The organism is Bacillus sp. SRL337 (assembly GCF_984799155.1).
In genome coordinates, this window is sequence record NZ_OZ481793.1 from 408,673 (window position 1) to 430,771 (window position 22,099).

General features: G+C 45.2%; 23 protein-coding genes. 19 read left to right on the forward strand and 4 right to left on the reverse strand.

Annotated features, from left to right (window positions below; genetic code table 11):
• Positions 1-91: 91 nt before the first annotated feature.
• On the reverse strand, positions 92-547 hold the full coding sequence (locus tag AC4E8A_RS02070; protein ID WP_490196517.1) for a DUF2269 family protein: 456 nt from the start codon (positions 545-547) through the stop codon (positions 92-94).
• A gap of 276 nt (positions 548-823) precedes the next feature.
• Here AC4E8A_RS02070 and AC4E8A_RS02075 point away from each other — a divergent pair, with 276 nt between their 5' ends.
• The 6 genes from AC4E8A_RS02075 (at position 824) to AC4E8A_RS02100 (ending at position 8,770) form a co-directional block, all read left to right on the forward strand.
• Positions 824-1,744 (forward strand): diacylglycerol kinase, encoded by a 921-nt coding sequence (locus AC4E8A_RS02075; RefSeq protein WP_490196518.1) that lies wholly within the window; start codon positions 824-826, stop codon positions 1,742-1,744.
• Between the two features lie 197 nt (positions 1,745-1,941).
• Complete coding sequence (locus AC4E8A_RS02080; RefSeq protein WP_490196519.1) at positions 1,942-2,730, forward strand: divergent polysaccharide deacetylase family protein; 789 nt, start codon at positions 1,942-1,944, stop codon at positions 2,728-2,730.
• A gap of 428 nt (positions 2,731-3,158) precedes the next feature.
• Positions 3,159-4,775, forward strand: a complete 1,617-nt coding sequence (locus AC4E8A_RS02085; RefSeq protein WP_490196520.1) for a mechanosensitive ion channel — start codon at positions 3,159-3,161, stop codon at positions 4,773-4,775.
• 382 nt (positions 4,776-5,157) lie between these two features.
• Entirely contained in the window at positions 5,158-6,147 is a 990-nt protein-coding gene (locus AC4E8A_RS02090; protein WP_490196521.1) for a TAXI family TRAP transporter solute-binding subunit, read from the forward strand.
• A 119-nt stretch (positions 6,148-6,266) separates the two neighbouring features.
• Positions 6,267-6,782, forward strand: a complete 516-nt coding sequence (locus tag AC4E8A_RS02095) for a DUF1850 domain-containing protein (protein WP_490196522.1) — start codon at positions 6,267-6,269, stop codon at positions 6,780-6,782.
• Positions 6,779-8,770, forward strand: a complete 1,992-nt coding sequence (locus tag AC4E8A_RS02100) for a TRAP transporter permease (RefSeq protein ID WP_490196523.1) — start codon at positions 6,779-6,781, stop codon at positions 8,768-8,770. The genes AC4E8A_RS02095 and AC4E8A_RS02100 overlap by 4 nt, the downstream gene beginning before the upstream one ends.
• Before the next feature lie 36 nt (positions 8,771-8,806).
• Here the strand turns inward: AC4E8A_RS02100 and AC4E8A_RS02105 are convergent, their stop codons facing one another.
• Positions 8,807-9,109, reverse strand: coding sequence for a hypothetical protein (locus tag AC4E8A_RS02105; RefSeq protein ID WP_490196524.1), 303 nt, complete (start codon positions 9,107-9,109; stop codon positions 8,807-8,809).
• Positions 9,110-9,258: 149 nt separating this feature from the next.
• Positions 9,259-9,603 carry a hypothetical protein gene (locus AC4E8A_RS02110; protein WP_490196525.1) on the reverse strand — a complete coding sequence of 115 codons (345 nt, stop codon included), beginning with the start codon at positions 9,601-9,603 and terminating at the stop codon, positions 9,259-9,261.
• A 212-nt stretch (positions 9,604-9,815) separates the two neighbouring features.
• Between AC4E8A_RS02110 and AC4E8A_RS02115 the strand changes: the two genes are divergently transcribed.
• Positions 9,816-10,970: an IS4 family transposase gene (locus AC4E8A_RS02115; protein ID WP_490195540.1), complete on the forward strand. Its 1,155-nt coding sequence runs from the start codon at positions 9,816-9,818 to the stop codon at positions 10,968-10,970.
• Between the two features lie 179 nt (positions 10,971-11,149).
• On the opposite strand, the gene AC4E8A_RS02120 is transcribed toward AC4E8A_RS02115, so the two are convergent.
• A complete protein-coding gene (locus tag AC4E8A_RS02120) occupies positions 11,150-11,521 on the reverse strand; it encodes a cyclic-phosphate processing receiver domain-containing protein (protein WP_490196526.1) in 372 nt (123 codons plus the stop codon).
• A gap of 290 nt (positions 11,522-11,811) precedes the next feature.
• On the opposite strand from AC4E8A_RS02120, the gene AC4E8A_RS02125 reads away from it, so the two are divergent.
• From AC4E8A_RS02125 to AC4E8A_RS02180, 12 genes are all read left to right on the forward strand, one after another.
• The gene (locus AC4E8A_RS02125; protein ID WP_490196528.1) at positions 11,812-12,129 is read left to right on the forward strand and encodes a YciI family protein; all 318 of its coding nucleotides are present in this window, start codon (positions 11,812-11,814) and stop codon (positions 12,127-12,129) included.
• Positions 12,126-13,127 (forward strand): S66 family peptidase, encoded by a 1,002-nt coding sequence (locus AC4E8A_RS02130; protein ID WP_490196529.1) that lies wholly within the window; start codon positions 12,126-12,128, stop codon positions 13,125-13,127. The genes AC4E8A_RS02125 and AC4E8A_RS02130 overlap by 4 nt, the downstream gene beginning before the upstream one ends.
• Before the next feature lie 273 nt (positions 13,128-13,400).
• A complete protein-coding gene (locus AC4E8A_RS02135; protein ID WP_490196531.1) occupies positions 13,401-13,535 on the forward strand; it encodes a hypothetical protein in 135 nt (44 codons plus the stop codon).
• Positions 13,536-13,975: 440 nt separating this feature from the next.
• A complete protein-coding gene (locus AC4E8A_RS02140; protein WP_490196532.1) occupies positions 13,976-14,989 on the forward strand; it encodes a S66 family peptidase in 1,014 nt (337 codons plus the stop codon).
• Positions 14,990-15,073: 84 nt separating this feature from the next.
• On the forward strand, positions 15,074-15,691 hold the full coding sequence (locus tag AC4E8A_RS02145; RefSeq protein ID WP_490196533.1) for an NUDIX hydrolase: 618 nt from the start codon (positions 15,074-15,076) through the stop codon (positions 15,689-15,691).
• A gap of 87 nt (positions 15,692-15,778) precedes the next feature.
• Positions 15,779-16,240: a DinB family protein gene (locus tag AC4E8A_RS02150; RefSeq protein WP_490196534.1), complete on the forward strand. Its 462-nt coding sequence runs from the start codon at positions 15,779-15,781 to the stop codon at positions 16,238-16,240.
• A gap of 78 nt (positions 16,241-16,318) precedes the next feature.
• Positions 16,319-17,158, forward strand: coding sequence for an alpha/beta fold hydrolase (locus tag AC4E8A_RS02155; RefSeq protein ID WP_490198751.1), 840 nt, complete (start codon positions 16,319-16,321; stop codon positions 17,156-17,158).
• Positions 17,155-17,505, forward strand: coding sequence for a hypothetical protein (locus tag AC4E8A_RS02160; protein WP_490196535.1), 351 nt, complete (start codon positions 17,155-17,157; stop codon positions 17,503-17,505). Before AC4E8A_RS02155 ends, AC4E8A_RS02160 begins: the two co-directional genes overlap by 4 nt.
• Positions 17,506-17,784: 279 nt before the next feature.
• Positions 17,785-18,960 carry a DUF2268 domain-containing putative Zn-dependent protease gene (locus AC4E8A_RS02165; RefSeq protein ID WP_490196536.1) on the forward strand — a complete coding sequence of 392 codons (1,176 nt, stop codon included), beginning with the start codon at positions 17,785-17,787 and terminating at the stop codon, positions 18,958-18,960.
• A gap of 69 nt (positions 18,961-19,029) precedes the next feature.
• Positions 19,030-19,551, forward strand: coding sequence for a GNAT family N-acetyltransferase (locus tag AC4E8A_RS02170; protein WP_490196537.1), 522 nt, complete (start codon positions 19,030-19,032; stop codon positions 19,549-19,551).
• Positions 19,552-20,573: 1,022 nt separating this feature from the next.
• A complete protein-coding gene (locus AC4E8A_RS02175; protein WP_490196538.1) occupies positions 20,574-21,497 on the forward strand; it encodes a hypothetical protein in 924 nt (307 codons plus the stop codon).
• The gene (locus AC4E8A_RS02180) at positions 21,490-22,077 is read left to right on the forward strand and encodes a GNAT family N-acetyltransferase (protein ID WP_490196540.1); all 588 of its coding nucleotides are present in this window, start codon (positions 21,490-21,492) and stop codon (positions 22,075-22,077) included. Before AC4E8A_RS02175 ends, AC4E8A_RS02180 begins: the two co-directional genes overlap by 8 nt.
• The last annotated feature ends 22 nt before the right edge of the window (positions 22,078-22,099 follow it).

Sequence of the window (22,099 nt, forward strand, 5' to 3'; positions counted from 1 at the left end):
GCGTTAATAGGGTGGGGGACAGTCCCCTGTTACTTTAGCGTAACAGGGGACTGTCCCCCAGTGCTTTAAAGGGGTAAAGCGCACACTTCTTTCACGGTTTAAGAATCATGAATATAAACAGGGTGGCGCCAAGTACAGAGGCGAAATAGAAATAGCTATTCATCCTATTCAGCCAGCCTCGGGCTTCCTGCGGCAGTTCTCCGGTAACAGAGGTGTTATCCGGAGAATCCAGCCACTCCTTCAGTTTGTTGCTTTGGGGAGTGACAAAGCCGATTACGATGATTTGAATAAGGACATAAAGAATCAAGGAACCGAGAAGCCAGACCTGGGTGAAAGCACCATATTCCCCCATGAAGAAAAGGATAAGGCCGGTAACGACCGCGATGGTCCCGCCGATTTTCGGGAACTTTTCGAGCTGCCCCGCCATCTTAAGGGAGTGTCTGAGCTGCTCGGCAGTCTGGTTTTTCCTCACGAGGATATGAGCAAAGAAAGTCGGGCCAACCCCGATTATCGCTGAAAGCACGTGCAGAAGAACAAGGAACTTCATTATACTACCTCCTTTAGAACTTATGGCATATGACATTTTATTCAAATGAAAGAAGGGGTATGTTAGAAAAGAAATCGGTATGAAGACCATTCGCTTTTTTGGTGAAAAAGAGGTATGATATTTTCGGTAGAGCAGTTAGCTTATAAGCGAATGGATTCTAGTGAATCGAGGACGGTTTGTATCACCGCCTCAAGGGTAGTAGTATAGCTATTGAAATAGTGGAAATAATTGGCAAGCTGATAAAGCTTTTGAAATATCGAGATAGGATGATGGGGAATGAAAAGAGCAAGAATCATTTATAATCCGACTTCAGGGCGCGAGCTATTCAAAAAGCATCTGGCTGAAGTATTGATTAAATTGGAGCAGGCAGGATATGAAACCTCCTGCCATGCGACCGTTTGCGAAGGAGATGCAACAGTAGCAGCCCGGACAGCGGTTGAACGTAAATATGACCTTGTAGTGGCAGCGGGGGGCGACGGAACGCTGAATGAAGTCGTCAACGGGCTTGCAGAACAGGAATACCGCCCGCGCCTTGGAATCGTCCCTATGGGCACAACGAATGACTTTGCTCGTGCCCTTCATATTCCGAGAGATATCGGGGCGGCTGTGGATGTCATCATCAAGGGAGACACCATACCGGTTGATATCGGCCGCATGAATGGGGAACGCTATTTTATCAATATTGCTGGCGGCGGACGGATCACGGAATTGACGTATGAGGTGCCAAGCAAGCTGAAAACCGTGCTGGGACAGCTGGCATATTACTTGAAGGGCATGGAGATGCTCCCTTCCATCAAAGCGACCGATCTATCGATAGAATATGACGGAAAGCTATTTGAAGGGGAAGCGATGTTATTCCTCATCGGCCTTACCAATTCCGTAGGCGGCTTTGAAAAACTGGCTCCGGATGCTTCCATCAACGACGGAATGTTCTCATTGCTGATCTTGAAGAAGACAAATCTTGCCGAGTTCATCCGGATTGCGAGTCTTGCCGTTAGGGGCGACCATATCAAAGACCCTAATGTCATCTACACGCAAGCCAATAGAATCAAAGTCTACTCCAAAGACAAAGTGCAGCTGAATATCGATGGAGAATTCGGCGGCCTGCTTCCGGTGGAGTTTGAGAATCTTTACCGCCACCTTGAAGTATTTGTCCCGCTTGATCAAATACGTGAGCAGGATAAAGCTGATAAATAGGCCAGAATCCTGGCAGGGTAGCAGCAGGAGGACCTTCGGTGCATCAAACCGGCTGCCTGAAAAATAATGAATTTTTTTGAAAAGACGGTGAATCCCTTCAGCGTCTTTTTTTCTATTTACAGTTTCTTTTTCCAGGCAATAAATGTCATCATAAATCCCCTGTTTATTGCCATACTAAGCTAAAAAAGGACGAGATCATGAAAAAAATCATTGTAATCAGTCTGCTTGCCATCTTGTTGACTTCAGGACCTGTTTCTGCAAAGGTCGCAGTACCGTCATCATTGAAGACGAACTCCTTATCCATTGTCATTGACGATTTCGGAAATAATATGAAGGGAACAAAAGAAATGCTGGAGCTTCCCATCCCTTTAACAGTTGCAGTAATGCCCCTAATGGAAACGACACAGAAAGATGCTGAATTGGCACACAAGTATGGCCATGAAGTGATTGTCCATATGCCGATGGAGCCTGTCAGGGGTAAGCAAAGCTGGCTTGGTCCGGGAGCGATTACGACGGACCTGAGCAATGCAGAAATCAGAAAAAGGGTTGAAAGTGCCATTGATTCAGTTCCATTCGCTGTCGGGATGAACCATCACATGGGATCCAAAGCTACGGCGGATGAACGGGTGATGAGAGTCGTTTTGACAGTCTGCCGGGAACGGGGTCTGTACTACCTCGACAGCCGGACAACCCCTAAGAGTGTCGTGCCGGAACTGGCAAAAGAATTAGGTGTCCCATACTTGGAAAATGAATTGTTCTTCGATCATGTCTATACAACACAGCATATATCGAAACAAGCGGACCATATCATGAGACGATTGAAAACAGAAAAAGAAATCATTGCAATCGGGCACGTCGGAGTAACGGGTAATAAGATGGTCAGTGTCTTAAAAGAGTATATCCCATTATATCTGGAAGAAGGGAAGGCAGTCCCTTTATCTGACATCATCCCGGAGTTTGAACTAGTCAATGAGCGGTTGGAATAATGAAGGAAACCCAAAGTCCCGTGCAGTGCGGGACTTTTTTTGGCTCTTTTCGTAAACGTTGTTCTTGAATGGCGAAGTATATCGCCGCCTTATGTCACCGTCAAATATCAAAAAGCAAGAGAGGCTCTTCCATTCAGATAGTAAAGCTCTGTATCCAAGTGGAAAATCCGCACCCGGGATATTCCCCTAAAAGACCCTTGTTTCTTTGGGGAATCTATAAAATTCAGGGCTTTATGATCCCGCTCTGCTTGAAGGTCCCGGCCAGTCCCGGCACCAAAGCATCATGGGGGTCGATCGATAACAGCATTTTTGCCGGCTTGTCGTTTGCACTTGGAGTTGGTTATTTCCATATCACTGGAACATCTTTTTGTTTAGTGAGTAAACCCGTTGGGAAAAGGAGGGTAGAAAAAGATAAAGGAGTTGAAGAAATGAACAATATGAATTGGTATAATTTTGAGGGATTTTTAGGGAAGATCCCTGATTTTATTCTTGCATTAGTCGTTCTTCTTATTGGATGGCTTGTCGCTAAAGGGGTTGAAAAGGCGGTTTACAAACTGCTGAATAAATCCGGCCTGGATGACAAGCTATTTTCCCACATCCCTAATAAAAAATATTCATCTGAAAAAATCATTAGCAAAATCGTCTATTGGATTTTACTTCTGATTGTCTTCATCATTGTACTTAACATCTTGAATCTGAATTTGATCGCTGAACCATTAGTGAATCTGATGAATTCCATTTTCGGTGCGGTTGACAACATCCTGAAAGCAGCCCTGATCCTGCTGTTCGCCTATGCGCTTGCGGTGCTGGTCAGATATGGAGTTCGTAAACTTGGAAATGCAGCTAATATTGATCACCTGCTGGTGAAATGGAATCTGGCGGATACAGAGAAGGATGCTCACGAAGGCATCAATAAGACCGCTAAAGTCCTGTTCTACCTGGTTCTGCTGCTGTTCCTGCCTGCTGCCCTTTCTGCATTGGATATCACGGGTGTTTCTGAACCGTTTGCAGACATGCTGAACAGCATGCTGGCATTCATTCCGAAATTACTTGCAGCTGCACTGATTGTCCTTGTCGGCTACTTTGTTGCGAAACTGGTCCGTACAATCGTGACGAACTTCCTTCATGCTGTCGGACTTGAAAGACTGGGCGAACGCATTGGATTATCAAAGACACTGAATGGAACGTCTTTATCATCCATTGTTGGGAATATCGCTTTCATCCTTGTTTTGATACCGACTGTCATCGCGGCATTGGAAAAGCTTGATATTGAAGGAATCTCAGCACCGGCCATCGATATGTTGAATGATGTCCTCACGATGCTGCCGAATATTGCTGTAGCCATTGTCTTAATCCTTGCAGGTCTATGGGCTGGCCGGATGGCAGGGAAATGGACTGCAAGCTTCCTGAATAAGCTGGGCATCAACTCTGTAATGAGCAATATGAAAGTAGGAAGCTGGAAACCTGGTGAATCCACGGATTCATTTACGATTACAAAAATTCTTGGATATATCGTTCAATTCATTGTTTCCTTGCTATTTATAGTGGAAGCATTGCAAATCGTCGGTCTTGACTTCCTGGTAACGCTGGCGACTGGTGTATTTGCCTATATCCCAAGCGTTATTGCAGCCATTGTAATTCTGGCTGTCGGACTCTACCTTGGAAATATCACCAAAAAGGTGCTATCAAGCATTCTGAATGGAAACAACAAAAATGTGTTGGCGACAATCGCAAAATATGCGATCATCATCATGGCATTTTTCATGGCGCTTGATCAGCTTGGCATTGCCCAATCAATCGTTAATTCGGCGTTCATCCTCGTCCTTGGCGGATTGGCACTGGCCTTTGGTCTCTCCTTCGGCCTTGGAGGCAGGGAGTTTGCATCCACCTATCTGAGCAAGATGGAAACTAATCTTTCCGATATCTCTGTCGATAAGGAAAAGGCTCAGGAAAGCCAAAAGGATGACTGGACTACTTCCATGAATGAAGATGGAACAATAGATAATCAGCCAAACCGTCCGGATGATGGTTTCCCAAGAGAGTAAATAGTAAAGAAAGGCCCGGGGGCTCCCGGGTCCTTTCCATGTTGAATAAAAAGGAAAACAAGGGTTGCTTTGGGGTCGCTCCATCTATTCTGCAGTAATAATTTTTAAAATTAGCAAAGGTTTGATAGAATAGAGTAGGCAAAGCTTGCTGTTTGCGAATTATGTAATAATATTCATAAGTCAATAGGGATATACATATGTATCATATACAGGACTGGCAGGGAATGCCGGAGCTGTCTGCAGCTACAGTATTATGGCACGCGCTATTCTTTTTGCATAAATACCAATATCCATTAATAGTGGAAAAGTTAAATTATTTACAATATTATTACAAATTATGTTAAACTATCTTTGTTAATAAAAATTTATAGGGGTGAATGACATGAAAAAGAGAAAATTATCATTCAGTGCTGTGATTCTTCTTGCTGTGGCTATGCTTTTAGCAGCCTGCGGCGGTGGAAGCGGCGGCGGTTCTGGTGAAGATGGCGAGACAGAAGTAGACTTCATCGGAATTGCAACAGGTGGTACTGGTGGTACATACTACCCGCTTGGCGGAACTTTTGCAAAGATCATCCAGGATGAAACAGGAATAGAATCATCAGCATCAACATCAGGTGCTTCCGCCGAAAATATGGCAAGCATTAAATCCGGTGATATTGAAGTTGCCTTCACACAAACAGATATCGCATCTTATGCGACTGAAGGAACACAAATGTTCTCCGATAACAAAGTAGAAAACGCTCAAGGTATCGGTACACTGTATCCGGAAACGATTCAAATTGTCACAACGAAAGACTCCGGTATCGAGTCTGTTGAAGACTTGAAAGGTAAAGTCGTTTCTGTCGGTGAAGCAGGATCTGGTACATTACTGAATGCTGAGCAGATCCTTGAGGTCCATGGGCTGTCTGTCGATGACCTGAGTGCACGCAATCTTTCCTTCGATGATTCCACTACAGGCATCCAGGATGGAACAATCGATGCAGCGTTCATCACTTCCGGTACACCAACTGGTGCGGTAGAGGGGCTTGCAGCAACCCAGGATGTTAATATCGTTCCTGTAAGTGCTGAAAAAGCGGATGAACTGATCGAAAAGTACCCTTACTATGCAAAGGATACAATTCCTGGCGGTACCTACAGCAATCTTGACAGTGATATTGAAACAGTAGCTGTACGTGCAATGCTTGTTACGCGCTCTGACATTTCCGAAGACACAGTCTATGAGATAACAAAAGCAATCTTTGAAAATACAGACAAAATCAGCCATGCAAAAGGCGAACTGATCAGTGCTGAGAATGCACTTCAAGGAATGGGTATTGAACTTCATCCTGGAGCTGCTAAATATTTCGAAGAAAAAGGAATTTCTCAAGACTAATACTCTTTTTTCAGGCAATATGGAATAGGCCGATCTGATCGGTCTATTCTTTTATTATGACGGACGAATGTTGGAAGAAAATTCTTCTTTAGAAGACGGTGAAAAGAGTGTGAAGGCATATGATAGCGAAAAAAACAGCTGCGATCATCACAGCAGGGGTCTTGTGCCTGCTTCCCTTCATTCCATTCAAAGAATGCATCGTCCTGGAGTCTCTCAAACACGACACACAAGATGTTCTGGCTCCTCTGCCATCAGGAGAAGAGAGCGAGTTCTCCATCCTTTATACGCATTCCATCCATCTTTCTGATGTTCTCGAGATATACAAACCGGACGCTGAATCCAATATTGTCCAGACAACATTGATTTACGAGGATACAGCGATCGGAATGCCGGGCGGTGCCACGGGGGAAGAGGTTTTCAGCAGAACACAAGACGGCAAATATGAAATCTCCAACATGAACCGTGTTTTTCCTTATATCGATATTTCTATCGGACAAGTAGCGGCAAATCATCGGTTCATATACAATGAAAAAGTATATCCGCTTGCTGACTATTTTGAAAAAGGAACACTGATACGGATGAGTGTACAAAACCAATCATTATTTCAATTTTGGAAAGGAGTGATTCTCAGGTGAGTAATAATACAAAACACTTCGAATCACTGACAGCTGAAGAACAGCAAGAGCTGTTGGAAAAATATGATCCCGATTCTTCCACTAGAAAGTTCAGTTCGGGAATTGTTAAATGGATCGTATTCTTTGGCTTGCTGGCATTTTCCCTTTTCCAGCTGACAGCCTCAATTTTTCAATTCATTCCAAGGCAATTACTTCTATCCATTCACTTAGGGTTTGCATTATCGCTAATCTTTCTACTATTTCCAGCGAGTAAAAAAAGGTCACGAAAGGATAAAGTGGCCTGGTACGATATTATTCTCGCTCTGCTCTCGATCGTGGTAGGGAGTTACTGGCCGATTATGCAAGATGAAATCGTTAACAGGATCGGTATTATGACGACAGCTGATTTTACTGTCGGAATCATTGCCGTACTTCTGGTACTGGAAGCTACAAGACGTGCGGTAGGGCTGCCGATTACGGTTATTGCGGGAGCGTTCCTGCTCTATATGTACTATGGAAGGGTCATGCCTGGCTTCCTTTCGCACCGTGGATATGACATCGATGCCATCGTCAGGACGATGTTCTTCACAAGTGAAGGGATTCTGGGGACACCGTTATATGTATCAGCGACCTTCATTTTCCTGTTCCTGTTGTTTGGGGCATTCCTGGTCAAGACCGGCGTAGGGCAGTATTTCAATGATCTGGCCGTATCGATTGCCGGTAAAAGAACAGGGGGACCAGCTAAGGTAGCCATATTCTCCAGTGCCCTTCAGGGAACCATCAGTGGTAGTTCGGTGGCAAACGTTGTCACTTCGGGTTCATTCACGATCCCGATGATGAAAAAACTTGGCTATCGGAAAGAGTTCGCAGGGGGAGTAGAAGCGGCTGCATCAACAGGCGGGCAGTTAATGCCCCCAATCATGGGTGCCGCAGCCTTCCTGATGGTTGAGTTCATCGGAGGGGTCACATACTGGGAAATTGCCAAAGCTGCTGCCATACCGGCGCTGTTATATTTTGCCGGGATTTGGATCATGACTCACTTTGAAGCGAAGAGAATCGGTTTAAGAGGGTTATCCGATGAGGAGATGCCTAATAGAAAAGAAGTTTTTAAGAAGATCTATCTGTTGCTTCCGATTTTGGTTGTCATCGTATTATTGTTTACAGGAATGAGTGTAATGCGTGCTGCATTGTGGTCAATCGTGGCGACAATCGCGATCAGTGCCATCCGGAAAGATACACGCATCAACTTCAAGGATGCGGTTGACGCTCTCGTCGATGGGGCAAGAACAGCCCTTTCTGTTGCAGCGGCTACTGCAGCGGCGGGTATCATTGTTGGGGTTGTAACCAAAACAGGGCTTGGCTTGAAGATGGCTAATGGACTTGTCGATCTTGCGGCAGGGTTAAGCAGCTCTACTCAAGGGACATTGTTATTGACCCTGTTCTTCACGATGGTGGCGTCCATCATCCTGGGAATGGGTTCACCGACAACAGCAAACTATGTTATTACCTCAACCATTGCGGCTCCAGCGATCATTTTACTTGGAGCACCTGATCTATCTGCTCACTTGTTCGTATTCTATTTCGGTATCATCGCGGATATCACTCCGCCTGTTGCCCTTGCTGCTTTTGCTGCTGCGGGTGTATCAGGGGGAGAACCGATACGGACCGGTTTCAATTCTGCCAAACTGGCGATTGCAGCCTTCATCATTCCGTATATGTTTGTGCTGTCACCGGAGCTGTTGATGATTGATACAACCATTCCGTATCTGCTATGGGTCATATTTACGGCCATCACCGGTATGATGGCAATCGGTGCAGCTATGATCGGTTACTGGTTCCGCAAAGTGAAAGTGATCGAGCGTGTCCTTTGTTTGGCAGCCGGTCTCATGCTGATCTACCCTGAGGGGATGACAGATATCTTTGGATTAATTCTCTTTGCCATCATGCTTGCTCTTCAAATTTTTATAAAGGGTAAAGATGACGCAGAGAAGAAACCAGCAACAGCCTAAACCAAGAAAATAACCTCCCAGCTGCGGCTGAGGAGGTTATTTTTTTTCTGGCTTTAAAATGGTTCTTTGCAGAGGGGCGCCGCCCATACTGACGTTTCTCTCCATAAAAAGATATCTCTTTCCGTCAATGGTAAATGTCCCATTGCCTTCATATTTCACCTTATATCCTTTACTCTCCAGTTCCTTCTTGATGGCCTGGATATAGTCACTGTACTCAATATAGCGCTCATCCAGGTCAAGGATGATGTTCCCTTTTTTGTATCCCATCAACATATTGAAAAGGAAAAGTCCACCGGCCAAAACTAAAACGATAATACCGAGGTTTATAATGGTATCCATTAGGATCACTCCTTCTTATATATTTACGGATGGGACGGGGAAGTGGTTTCAATATTTTAGGAGATGAGGAGATGGTTTTTGAGGAGAAGGCTTTCCGGGGATATTAAAAAGCCGCCAACCATGGTAGATTGACAGCTTGCCGTGAGCTTCTATAATATCGTCAGTGAAAACGTAACAGGGAATCCAATGAGGAACATCCAGCCGATTTCCTGCTTGTGGCGGAACGGCAGAGAACGGACCATCCAAGAAAGGATTTGGGCAATGAACACAAACAAAAATGCCCAAAAGATCTGTCCGATGACAAAGACGAATAAATAACCGATTGTTGCTTCATTATTGAACAAAAGGGAGTAGCCGAAACCACCGGCCAATACCCAGATGGTCATGACAATATGTACATAGGGGAGCCAAAAGCGGCGTGATTTCAATGTCAGCAGGACGCCAATGGCGACACAGCCCATCAAAATGAAATTAACCAGAGAACTCTCATCCATCCAATACCCCACCTTTTTCTCATTCTAGAAGGTATATAACACAACATCAGCCGGTTAAAACATGGATGATCCTTCCAAACTTTAACGCATTAACGCACCGGGGGACTGCACGGGTGTTGATTAACCATAATATGTAAAATAAACGGTTTCATTAGACAAAAAAAACCACTCTCTTTTAAAATGATTGTTACCGCTAACAACACAAAAAGGGAGTGGTTTCATTGACTAACTTTAACAAACTTTCTGAAATCCTTCAAACCATTATTACGGATGAAGAAGTGGCAAATCTTTGTGAGAAATGGGGCTATGAAGACAAAGCTAGGAAGTTATCTGCCCACGATTTGATACATTTTTTTGTTATTTCTTCTGCGAAAAAATGGGAAGGATTTCGAGATGCCGAGACCAAATTGCCAAAGGAAGAAAGTTTACCTTCCGTTGATCATTCTACCCTCGCCAAAAAAGCCCAAAGAGTTCCTTATCAAATTCTACAAGAATTATTCTCCCGTATCGTTAAGCGCTTAGGACGAAGAGTCCGTCGCGCCCTATTTAAACCCTATAAGCTATTTGCCGTTGACTCCACCACGATCACTTTCCAACACCCAGACATGTGTTGGGCGGGTTACACCCGTACCCGCCACGCTATTCGTCTTCATACAAAATACGATGTGGAGGAAGGTCAGCCTACTCAAGTAGTCCAGACAACTGGACGGCATCACGATGTCATGGTGGCACCCAAACTCTATGAAGATCCAGAGCCACTCTCCATCATCACCGCTGACAGAGGATATGCAAGAACAAGTGACTTTCAGTGTTTACATGACCGTGAACAGTACTTTGTCATTAGAGTGGCTAAGTTCTTCTCCCTCTCGGAAGAGAAGGAACACAGTGTATCACTTGAAACTGAAGGCCGTATTAAAAAAGACATGACAGCCTTTATTGGAAAAGGTTCCCGAAAGACAGAGGATCGCTTCAGACTAGTTACATTCACGGACAACGAGGGGAACCAAATAAGAGTGGCGACGAACCTTATGATGATGTCTCCAGAAGACATTGCTTATATCTATAAGCTTCGTTGGCAAATCGAGTTATTTTTCCGTTGGGTAAAAGGAAATCTGGACCTTTCCAACCTGTTTGGATTTTCCCCCAACGCTGTTTATAGCCAAGTATTTGGCACTCTTATCAGTTATTTTATATTACGCAGTATTTATAATGATACAAAAGAAGAGTGGGCCATCTTGTATGATTACACTTTCATTGAATTTACTCGCCGTTACCTGGCACGCACCCTACCTGTAGAGGTAAGTTGCGCAATCAAATCACGGTTGGGAAGAAGGGGAAGTCTGTTTCAATCATCTGGAAAAATATAGCTAATCAACACCCGTGCGGGGGACTGTCCCCCGGTGCGTTAATGCGTTAAAGTAAAAACGTTTTAGAAAAGGGCACCCAAAAATGACTGCCCTTGAAGAGCGTTCTCGGTCATCAAAATATATATAAACAGTAATTGTATTAGATTCCAGGGATGTGAGTGAGTGTGTAAGAGATGTGGTTAGATGGTGTTCTTATAATGCTTCAAAAATCCAGGCGGATAGAAATATAAAGGCAGAGGGCGAAGGGATACTCTGATGGCGGCGGGCATAATTAAATCATCTTGTGCTTGTTTCAACGATTTGTACATACCTTTGCCGCGGACAGAGTTTGCTGAATGTATCGTAATGCGGTTAGCGAACAGTTTTTCACTGACCATAATTTCCACGAGCATTGTGCCGTTTCTCGTATTGTTCAATAGATCGTGGTCTAAAGAAAGATGTTCAATTTCAAAGTTTTTCAATAGATTTAAACATTCATCCATAGTTTCTGCTAGGACATACCCATCAGGTGCCTCGCGAATGTCATCTAGGAAAACACTGATTTTCTCCATTTCTAAATGCTCCTTCCCGTAAATAGGGATGCCAAGAGAAGTCGAAAGGGCCCTAGATATTTTTTGATTATCTCTATCGTAACATAGATTTAGTTAAAATTGGGAAAAGCATTTCGACTTTATGATTCCATTATATGACTTTGAGGACGAATATTGTCGAATTCATGTTATCGTGTGCAGATGACAAATGGCAAAAAAATCAGACAATAAGGTGAAATATATGGTAGGGTGATAGAAAGAAGAGTTAAAACCTGGCGAATTTTACTATCAAAACGAAGGAGAAATACTAGATGGAAAGAGAACAATTTCTATACAAATTAACGTTAGTAGAAAAACTAACAAATGATAAGAACTGGACAGACAAAGAAAATGCAGTCGTGGGAAGGCACTTTTCCTATCTGCAGAAAATGCAGGATGACAGGAAATTGATACTCGCAGGGAAAACGAAAGGGCTGGACGCCGACACTTTCGGTATCGTCATTTTCGAAGCGGAATCAGAAGAAGAAGCGTTGTCATTGATGAATGGCGACCCTGCAGTAAAAGAAGGAATCATGACAGCTGAGCTGTTCCCTTATCAGGTGGCGTTGGTCCAGGATTTGCGGAAATGATGAAACCCGAGAGATTAAAGAGAGGGGATACCATTGGCATCGTAACACCTTCTACTCCCGCCCCTGTTTTATTTAAGGAGAGGTATGAAAGAGGCCTTACCCAATTAAGGAGCATGGGGTTTACCATTTTAGAAGGAAAATGTTCAACTTCATCTCAAGGATACCGTTCAGCCCCGATCAAACAAAGAGCAGAAGAAATAAATGAATTCATCCGCAACAAAGACGTTAAAGCCATCATCAGCACCATTGGAGGGACTAATTCCAACTCCTTGCTGCCGTATATCGACTTTGAGGGATTGAGAAAACACCCGAAAATCTTCATGGGTTACAGCGATGTCACAGCGCTTTTGCTGGGTATCTATGCCAAGACGGAAATGACTACCTTTTATGGGCCGGCGGTTGTGCCTTCGTTCGGGGAATTTCCAGAAATGCTTCCAACTGGCAGAGAGTACTTTGAGAATACGGTTATGGATCAGCAGGCATTGCCTTATACCTTGGAAGTCCCTTCAGAATGGACGGAAGAAATGATCGATTGGCGAGCTCAGGACAGAGCAAAGAAAATGATCCAGAATTCCGGGTGGAACACACTCAAGAAAGGGATTGTGCGAGGGAAGCTGGTTGGCGGAAATCTTAACACCATGTCGGGAATTTTGGCTTCTGACTACTTTCCGCCTATCAAGGATGCGATTCTTTTTATAGAAGATTCCTTTAAAGATATGGCTGTTCAGGAACGATCGCTTAGCATGCTGAAAATAGCAGGAATCCTTGATTCAGCAGCTGGATTAATCGTCGGGAAGCATGAACACTTTGATGATCTCAACGCTCCATTCAGCTTCGAAGAATTGCTGCTTGAAGTCCTGGGTGATCGGGAGATGCCAATCCTGACAAATGTAGATATAGGGCACACATTTCCATCACATGTCTTTCCAATCGGGATTGAAGCAGAATTGGACGCAGATAGGGGCAGGATCACGTTCTTGGAGAGCGGAGTGAGTTGACTGCTGCCCATCCTGTCAGAAAGGCGGCAATCACTTGGGAAATGACTATGATAACTGGGATCCCCTCCCTGTATTAGAAACGGCAGCCCTATTTGCTGGGCAATTGCCGGCGGCTGGGCGCTTGACCTGCATATCGGAAAGCAAACCAGAGACCATGCCGACATAGATGTGGTGGTGGCACAACAATCCTGTTCCAGTATCTTTCAAAAGACTGGCTGCTTTACAAGGCAGGCGGTGGAAGGCTGGAATTATGGGAGGAAGGAGATTCGCCGGATGAGATCCATAACATCTGGGGCAGTCGGAGCCCAGGATCTTCTTTTCAATTTCAAATACTGGTTTTGGAGTTTGCAGGCAGTGAATGGATATACCGGCGGGAAAAAACAATCAAAAGCAGAAATATTCTCCTGAAGAATGAGCAGGGGATCCCCTATTTACGTCCGGAAATTCAACTGCTCTATAAGGGTGGATCTTCACACGTCCGGAAGAAGGATTACCGGGATCTTCAAATGTTTCTCCCGTATTTGAAAGCTGCTGAAAAAGACTGGCTTGCGGCTTCCCTGCTAAAACAGTTCCCGAAAGGCCATCCATGGCTTGATTATATTTTAAGGCTCTTTTCTGATAATAATTCCGAAGGATAGTGGAGAAATGATTCGGAAAACCCCCTGTTTAGCAAGAGAGAAAAGGACTTCTCTCTTCGTTCAGAGCGAAAAACGCAGTATGCAGGGAAAAATCCGGCTTTTGGGTTTTTTTCGGAAGCAACAATATATGCGAAAACAGCCTATTTTAAAGAAGGAATCCGGACAGCAATCTCGAATTATTCATCAAGACAAAAGTGAGGACTGATAAACATGATACGCTATCCGATCTTAAAAAAAGAGGCAGCTATTGGGGTCACTGCCCCATCTTCCGGAGTGCCGGCAGTGCTGCATGACATGTTCAGGCTTGCCATCGAACGGATGAGTTCAAGGGGATTCAAAGTCGTGACGGGTGATACAGCCTGGACTCAGGACAAAGCCAAGTCTGCTCCAAGCAGAAACCGCGCTGAAGAATTCAATGAAATGATGAGAAATGAAGAAATCGATATCATCATCCCGCCTTGGGGAGGCGAATTGCTGATTGAAATCCTGCAGGATATCGACTTTTCTTCTACAAACAATAAATGGCTCTTAGGATATTCCGATACAAGTGCGCTCATGCTGGCCATCACACTGAAAACAGGAATTGCCACTGCCCACGGAACCAATTTTGTCGATTTAAGGGGCGAGTATTGGGACGAAACAACAGCAAAGTGGCAGGAGGTCCTATCAACAGAACCGGGCGGTACCATCATCCAATTTTCTTCTCCTCAATACCAGAAAGAATGGGTGCATGGCGATCCCTCGCCTTGTGTGTTCCACCTGACAGAAGAGACGAAGTGGAAAACAGCGGGTGGCACGCCCGTAAAGATGGAGGGGCGCCTTCTCGGCGGCTGCATGGATATCCTCCGCCATCTCGTCGGAACTGAATACGGGAATGTAGCGGTCTTCCGTGAAAAGCATATACCAGGAGAGCCCGTAATCTGGTATCTCGAAAACTGCGAAATGAATGTGACAGACCTGCGCAGGTCGCTTGTTCAAATGAAATATGCCGGATGGTTTGAAAACTGTTCTGGAATCTTGTTCGGGCGCAGTGCTGCCAATGAATCAGTCGGAAACTATGCTGTGGAAGATGTCTATCAAGACGTGGCAGACGAATTGGGTGTACCGGTCATTTACGATATTGACTGCGGCCATATGCCTCCGCAGGTGACATTCATCAACGGAGCTTATGCAGTGGTGGAAACTGCAGATGGAAAAGGAAGGGTTGAGCAGAAGTTCCTTTAGTTTCCGGACGACGGGATTTTTGAAAAATAGTGCTGCTCCTGCTTAGGTGCAGCGTTTTTTTATGGCATGAAGGGAGAAGGGGACATGAATCAAAAATGGGTGAAGTGGGCGCAAAAGATCCAATCAATATCACAGTCAGGCCTTGCCTTTTCAAAGGATGTATATGACATCGAACGGTATGAGGAATTGATGGATTTGAGTGCAGAGATCATGTCAGAGTATACCGGCGTTGAAAAAGAGCAAATGAAAGGATTGTTTGCTCAGGAAAAAGGCTACCAAACGCCGAAAGCGGACGTAAGGGGAGCCGTTTTTGAAGAGGGCAAGATTCTTTTGGTAAAAGAAAAAACCAATGATAAATGGTCGCTTCCTGGAGGGTTCTGCGATGTCGGGCTGTCACCTTCAGAAAACGTGATAAAAGAAATCAGGGAAGAGTCAGGATATGAGGTCAGGCATAAAAAACTGCTGGCGCTGCTCGATTACCACAAGTATCCCCACCCGCCGCAGCCATTTCATTATTATAAAATCTTCATCCAGTGTGAAATCATCGGTGGGAACCCGGCAGCGGGATTGGAAACGAGCGAAATTGGCTTTTTCGAGGAAGATGCGCTCCCGGATTTATCGGTTGACCGCAATACAGAGTCACAAATCCGGCTGCTGTTTGAATTCCTGCGAAATCCCGGGAAGGAAACAGTGTGCGAATAGGATTGGTTTTCGGAATCGTGTCCAATAAGGGTATTCGACAAAAACCGGGGTGTGACTGGCACGCCCCGAACCAAAGGGGGAACGAAGATGCTCGATATGTTCAGATATAATTGGCAAGTGAGGGAGGACTGGTTTGAGTGGTGCAGGGAGCTGCCGCAGGAGGAGCTGGCGAAAGAGAGGACCGGGGGAATGGGCAGCATCCTGGCTACACTTTTTCATGTGGCAAACGGTGAACAAATTTGGATCAACCAGATGCAGGGGACGCCGTTCATCATGAAGGAAGGGGTAACTTCTTTAGAAGAGGCAGTTGAATTCACGAATGTGACTAGACCGGCAGCAGAACAATTCCTTCAATCCTGGAACGAGAAGACAGCCAGTAAAACCCTGACCAAAAAACGCAGGGACGGCAGCGACATTGTATTCACCTATGAAAAAATCATCAAACACTTGATAGCGCATGAGATCCACCATATCGGCCAGCTCTCCATCTGGGCCAGGGAACTTGGCCGCAAGCCCGTATCCAGCGATTTGATTTTCAGAGACTACTAAAATAATGATATGGGTGGGGGAATTGGGACAAAAGCGGAGGAATGTACCTTGCACCGTCCCGCGAAAGGAGAAAAGATGTTGAAACGATATTACATAGAAAACAAAACCATGCCCGTCCATATCACAGAATGGGGCAGGAAGACCGATCCGGTCATCTTCTGCCTCCACGGTCTGGGGAGCACGAGCCTCAGCTTTATCGACGCTGCCGAGGAGCTGCAACATGAATACCGGATCATATCGGTGGATGCGCCGGGACATGGCAAGACGCCGGCTTTTGAAAATCCGGAGAAGTACGAGATGCCGAAGATGGCTGAATGGATCGATGACATCCTCAACCTTCTTGAAATCGAGGAATTCTATTTTTTATCCCATTCCTGGGGCAGCTTCGTCCACCTGTTTTACCTGAAGCACTACAGTCATAGGGTGAAAGGTTCCATTTTACTAGATGGTGGTTATCAGAGCAAAAGACATTCCGGCAAATCAGCGGAAGAAGAAATGGCCTATTATAAAGAGGATTTCGAACAGACCTGGCCCAATTGGGAGGAGTTCCGGGACCTCGTGAAAAGTGAAACGCTGACATGGTCACCGTTGAAGGAAAAAGCGGCGGAGGACCTGGCCTGGGCAAAAAACGGCCGATATTATTGGCATGCGCGGGGTGTCACTGGCGCAAACATCATCCGGGCGATGCACATGGATGATATTGAAGATGTCTTTGCGGACATGCCAAAGAATATTCTCTTATTGAGAGCGACCCTGCCTGAAAATCTGGAAGAAGACAGAAAGAAACAAGCAGCCCGTTTTCAGCAGAATACAGGAGCGGAAGTTAAAATGATTCCGGAAGCCACTCACCTGCTTCATTGGGATCGTCCCGGGGCAGTAGTGGAGGAAGTGAGAAAAAGGTGGAGGCAGAAAAGGTGAAAAAGAAAGCGGGAACGATAGTGGAGCTGGTCTATCTGCTTTGTTTTGCCGCTCTTTTATACATCGACTTTTTCGCTCACGGTACACCTCAGTGGGTGATTGTCACCCTGTTCACAGCAATTGTGGCCAGCATCCTGCTGTCATACATTCCCAAACGGGATGAGTCAGCCAAGAGAACCGGTATCTTTTCACTCGTGACGACGCTCTTTCTGTTTTTGCTTGTGCTCATTTTTGATCTGGCAGGCGGTGTCTCCAAGGTGGGGATCGCCATTGAACATCCCATTGTCTGGGGCTTGGTTGCCATCAGCATTTGGATGAGTGTGAGAAAAATCAAGGCATCCGGATAAATTTCACCCGGATTTTGAAACCTTCAGGGCTTCTGCCTCGTTGTTTTATCAAGGCTCTTTTCGTACACTTTGTTGCTATTTGATAATAATTCCGAAAGATAGTGGAGGAATGAACCGGAAAAACCCCTGTTTAGCAAAAGAAGGGCTTCTCTCTTCGTTCAGAGCGAAAAACGTAGTATGCAGGGGGAAAATCCGGCTTTATGGATTTTCCCGGAAGCAACAATATATGCGAAAACAGCCTTTATTAAAGAGAAAATTCTTAATGGAGGTCAGGCCGCAGTGAAGCGAGGAATCATTCTATTAGTATGTGGAGCGTTATGTCTCTTGAATGCAGGTTGTACAGGCAATGAAGGTAAAACAGCGGAGACGAAAAAGGTTGTCCCGGAAAAGGACAAGGTACAAGTTCAAACCGTCTCGAGTGCTCTTTCTGATGAAAATACAAGTACGTTTTCTGTAGACGGACAGTCTTTTCATATCGCTTTCCATCATAATGAGGTGCTGGATTTTGCTAAAACAGTGAAAGAGGACAGCTCTGCGGTGATTAAAGAAGTTTACAGCGAAAAGGTAATAGTCCCGCTATATCAAAGAATAGCTGATGCCGGTGCACAAACCTATTACGAGCTGGAATCCCTGCTCTTCCCTAATACCAATCCGCAGAAGCTGGAAGTGAATACAAAAGAGCTTATGGTAAAAGAAGCGCACATTGCACAATTGGTAGAGGAGGCACTCGAAACTTCAGCCGGGCAGCTGCCGGGAGCGGATAAGACGATTATAACCATGCCTCTGAACCCCTTGGATGTCATGGTTATCGAGACAATGGATGGAGTTGCAGGATATGCACTGAGCGAGAATGCGATCCTTCTTCTGGTTGATCCCTCCTTCGATGAGGATGTCCTCCAATATACGGTGGCCAAGTTATATCACAATACTGTGCAAACGGAGTATATGGCTGATAGGTATGACACATTAATGGAAGCGTTTGTCGTGGATGGGAAGGCGGATGCGTTCGCCCATCAGGTCTATCCAGAAACCCAGGTATCCTGGACAGAACCTTTATCAGACCGTTTGAAGGAGAAGGTATTTGAAGAATTGAAAGAAAGTGGGAATGACCTGGATCATCACTGGGAATTCGAAGGAAGTTCCAGAAGAGGTATTCCGCCGTGGACAAATTGGGTTATGACATTACACAGAGCTACCTGCGAAATAATCCTGATATACCAATTGAAGAGTGGACCAGCCTCCAGCCGCGCGACATCATCAACGGCAGTGAGTATAAGGACGAATTCAAGGAGCTCCAAACCATCACAGATTAGCAGAGAAAATGATTGGAGGCGGCAGCATGGGCATATTCATAGCCATCATCATGATTGTGTTTCTATTCGATTTTACGAAGTTCAGAAAACAAAACGAGATGATGATCAAGCAAAACAATCAGATCATCTCTCTTTTGAATGAAATCAAGGAGAGCAGGAAAAACGACTATTAATCAAACGTTTGATTAAGAGGAGGAAGGAGGGAGACTCGATGTCCATCCAGTCTGAACGACTTTTCTTCCGTCCCTATAAAGAGGCGGATTTTGAGTTTCTCATGTCGCTGCTGGCCGATCCGGAGATGGTGAAGTTCATTGGTACCGGCAAGGTCAGAGATGAAAAAGAGAGCCGGGACTTCCTATCCTGGATCTATAAAACGTATGAAGCAGGCGATAATTTGGGACTGCAGGTGCTCGTGAGAAAAGAAGATAATGGTCCTGTCGGGCATGCCGGCCTGGTTCCCCAGAAAATTGATGGAGTTAACGAACTTGAAATCGGGTACTGGATTGCCAGGAGTCATTGGGGAGGCGGATATGCAACAGAAGCTGCGGCAGCCCTTCTGGATCATGGCCGTAATACGCTTGGACGGAACAGATTCATCTCACTGATTCAGCCCGAAAACACTGCCTCTGAAAAAGTTGCGAGAAACATCGGCATGCGTCTCGAGAAGAGGATTGTGCTTGGTGAAAAAGACGTGAATGTGTTTACAACAGAACAAACTGAAAAGGCCCGCTGATCAAGAGGTGCACTGTAAGGTTCACCAATTCAAAATAAGCTGCTTTGTTTCTTGGAGAAGGGTAGTTGACTCAATAAGGCTCATCAATTGATGAGTCTTTTTTTGTGCAGTTTTAAAAAAAGAGGATGAATGGGCCAATGAGGTAAGGGATTTTGTGGGGGCTTGGCTCAATAAGGGTCTAAATGGTCCAATGAGATACGGGATATTGAGAGAACCTGGCCCAATAAGGGTCTAAATGGTCCAATGAGATACGGGATATTGAGAGATCCTGGCCAAATAAAGGGTTAAAAGGTCCAATGAGATACGTAATTTTGAGGGAACCTGGCCCAATAAAGGGCTAAATGGTCCAATGAGATATGTGATTTTGAGGGAACCTGGCCCAATAACGGGTTAAATGGTCCAATGAGATACGTAATTTTGAGGGAACCTGGCCCAATAACGGGTTAAATGGTCCAATGAGATACAAAATTCAGCGAGATCCTGGCCCGAAACGGCACGTAGGGTTTTTCAAACGTAGTGGTTTCACTTCGGTATAGTTTGTCCTATTCAGCTTCGACCAGGTCCTGAAACGGCTGTCGCTGCCCCTTCTGGCTTTTTTACTTTCGCAAGCTGCAGCATTAGGGGGTCACCCTTTTTATACAATCATTGACATCCGTTCACGGCCAAACGTTTCAATGAATTAATTTTTATGAAAAGGCTGTTTTCGCATATATTGTTGCTTTCGGAAAAATCCCAAAAGCCGGATTTTCCCCCTGCATACTAAGTTTTCCACTCCGAACGAAGAGGGAAGCTCTTTTCTCGCTTGTTAAACAGGTTTTTTTCCGGTTCATTACTCCACTATCTTTCGGAATTATTATCAAATAGCAACAAAGTTTACGAAAAGAGCCTATGAAAAAAAGGCAATTGGGTGCCGAAACCCGAATATAAAGATATCTATCATTTTATAACCAAATCGGTGCCAGGAACCAATGACCGTTTTGGTATCAGGCGCTGGATTTTCATTAATGAGGAGGAATAACAAAGTGAACGAACTATCAACTGTTGATTATAACCGGGTGAGGAATTTCATCAAGGAAAACGCAAGGGCATTGGATGTGAAGGTGTTTGCGTATCTTTTTGAAAATGGCAGCCAGGAAGAGGCGGCTGAAGAATTGGCGATGTTCCAAAATGAGGATGGAGGTTTCGGACACGGGATTGAATCGGATATCCGTATGCCGCATTCCTCTCCCATTGCCACTACTGTCGGCCTTCAATATGCAAGAGAGCTGAAATTGGCGGGAAGCCACCGCATCGTACAGAAGGCATTGGAGTACCTGATCAAGGAATATGATGAAACCATCACGGGATGGCATTTAGTAGGAGAAAAAGTCAACCATTATCCGCATGCTCCATGGTGGACGTTTGACCATGAGAAAGGCCACTGCGGAGTCCATGGAACCTGGGCCAATCCGAATGCTGAAATCACAGGCTGCCTTCATGAGTATGAAGGATATGTCCCCAATGAATTGGTTGAGAAGGTGACGCAGAAAGCCAAAGAGGAATTGGAAGCCCTTCCGGAAGAAATGGAGATGCATGATTTTCTGTGCTACAAACGCCTGATGGAAACGGTCCATTCTCCATTCAAAGAAGAAATTGAAGAAAAGCTGAAGAAGTCGGTCCGGAAGATCACGAAGTTGAACCGGAATGATTGGGGTGGCTACGGTATGAAACCTCTGCAGGCAGCCGATTCACCAGCCTCTCCATTTTTCCCTTTGCTTAAAGAGGAAGTAAAAGAGAACCTCCATTATGAGATGGAAAAACTGCGTGAAGCGGGATATGCTTCCCCAAACTGGTCATGGTTCGGGAACTATGAAGAAGAGTGGGCACAGGCAGAAAAGGATTGGCAGGGTCATCTGACTGTAGAGTTTTTAAAAACATTAAAGGAATTCGGGCGTCTCGATGATTGAAAAAGAGAAAACACCAATCGTGAAAAGGTCGCACGTCATAAACCCAAGCACCCTGCCAAAAGTAAGTTTGAGGGAATTGACGCCGGCTGATGTGGAGGATCGCTATCAGTGGTGCCTGGATGTCGATGTCACGAGGCATTTGAATATGCCCACTAAATATCCGCCTTTCAGCAGGGAGGAAACCCGGCAGTGGATTGAGATGTGCATCAGCCGCAGCAACGGGTATGAACAGATGGCGATTGAAACAGGGGACGGCGTCCATATCGGCTGGGTTGATTTGAAGAATATTGACAAGCTGAATAAGCACGGAGAACTCGGAATCGCGATTGGGAATAAAAGGTTCTGGGGGAAAGGATACGGACTCGCTGCGATGAAAGCGATGCTGGAATCCGGCTTTACAAAGCTGAACCTAAATAAAATCTGGCTCAGGGTGGAGGTCGATAATGAAAAGGCGATTAAATCGTACCGAAGAATGGGGTTTGTGGAAGAAGGCATCCTGCGCCAGGACCGCTTGCGTGAGGATGGGTATGTGGACAGGCTGAGAATGAGCATCCTGAAAGACGAGTTCCAGAAGGCATAATGGTTACTAATCCCCAGTCATA

What these genes read in the sequence shown, in the direction of transcription:
- AC4E8A_RS02070 (WP_490196517.1), bottom strand. Translation starts at nt 547, where the DNA reads ATGAAGTTCCTTGTTCTTCTGCACGTGCTTTCAGCGATAATCGGGGTT.
- AC4E8A_RS02075 (WP_490196518.1), top strand. Translation starts at nt 824, where the DNA reads ATGAAAAGAGCAAGAATCATTTATAATCCGACTTCAGGGCGCGAGCTA.
- AC4E8A_RS02080 (WP_490196519.1), top strand. Translation starts at nt 1,942, where the DNA reads ATGAAAAAAATCATTGTAATCAGTCTGCTTGCCATCTTGTTGACTTCA.
- AC4E8A_RS02085 (WP_490196520.1), top strand. Translation starts at nt 3,159, where the DNA reads ATGAACAATATGAATTGGTATAATTTTGAGGGATTTTTAGGGAAGATC.
- AC4E8A_RS02090 (WP_490196521.1), top strand. Translation starts at nt 5,158, where the DNA reads ATGAAAAAGAGAAAATTATCATTCAGTGCTGTGATTCTTCTTGCTGTG.
- AC4E8A_RS02095 (WP_490196522.1), top strand. Translation starts at nt 6,267, where the DNA reads ATGATAGCGAAAAAAACAGCTGCGATCATCACAGCAGGGGTCTTGTGC.
- AC4E8A_RS02105 (WP_490196524.1), bottom strand. Translation starts at nt 9,109, where the DNA reads ATGGATACCATTATAAACCTCGGTATTATCGTTTTAGTTTTGGCCGGT.
- AC4E8A_RS02110 (WP_490196525.1), bottom strand. Translation starts at nt 9,603, where the DNA reads ATGGATGAGAGTTCTCTGGTTAATTTCATTTTGATGGGCTGTGTCGCC.
- AC4E8A_RS02120 (WP_490196526.1), bottom strand. Translation starts at nt 11,521, where the DNA reads ATGGAGAAAATCAGTGTTTTCCTAGATGACATTCGCGAGGCACCTGAT.
- AC4E8A_RS02125 (WP_490196528.1), top strand. Translation starts at nt 11,812, where the DNA reads ATGGAAAGAGAACAATTTCTATACAAATTAACGTTAGTAGAAAAACTA.
- AC4E8A_RS02130 (WP_490196529.1), top strand. Translation starts at nt 12,126, where the DNA reads ATGATGAAACCCGAGAGATTAAAGAGAGGGGATACCATTGGCATCGTA.
- AC4E8A_RS02135 (WP_490196531.1), top strand. Translation starts at nt 13,401, where the DNA reads ATGAGATCCATAACATCTGGGGCAGTCGGAGCCCAGGATCTTCTTTTC.
- AC4E8A_RS02140 (WP_490196532.1), top strand. Translation starts at nt 13,976, where the DNA reads ATGATACGCTATCCGATCTTAAAAAAAGAGGCAGCTATTGGGGTCACT.
- AC4E8A_RS02145 (WP_490196533.1), top strand. Translation starts at nt 15,074, where the DNA reads ATGAATCAAAAATGGGTGAAGTGGGCGCAAAAGATCCAATCAATATCA.
- AC4E8A_RS02150 (WP_490196534.1), top strand. Translation starts at nt 15,779, where the DNA reads ATGCTCGATATGTTCAGATATAATTGGCAAGTGAGGGAGGACTGGTTT.
- AC4E8A_RS02170 (WP_490196537.1), top strand. Translation starts at nt 19,030, where the DNA reads ATGTCCATCCAGTCTGAACGACTTTTCTTCCGTCCCTATAAAGAGGCG.
- AC4E8A_RS02180 (WP_490196540.1), top strand. Translation starts at nt 21,490, where the DNA reads ATGATTGAAAAAGAGAAAACACCAATCGTGAAAAGGTCGCACGTCATA.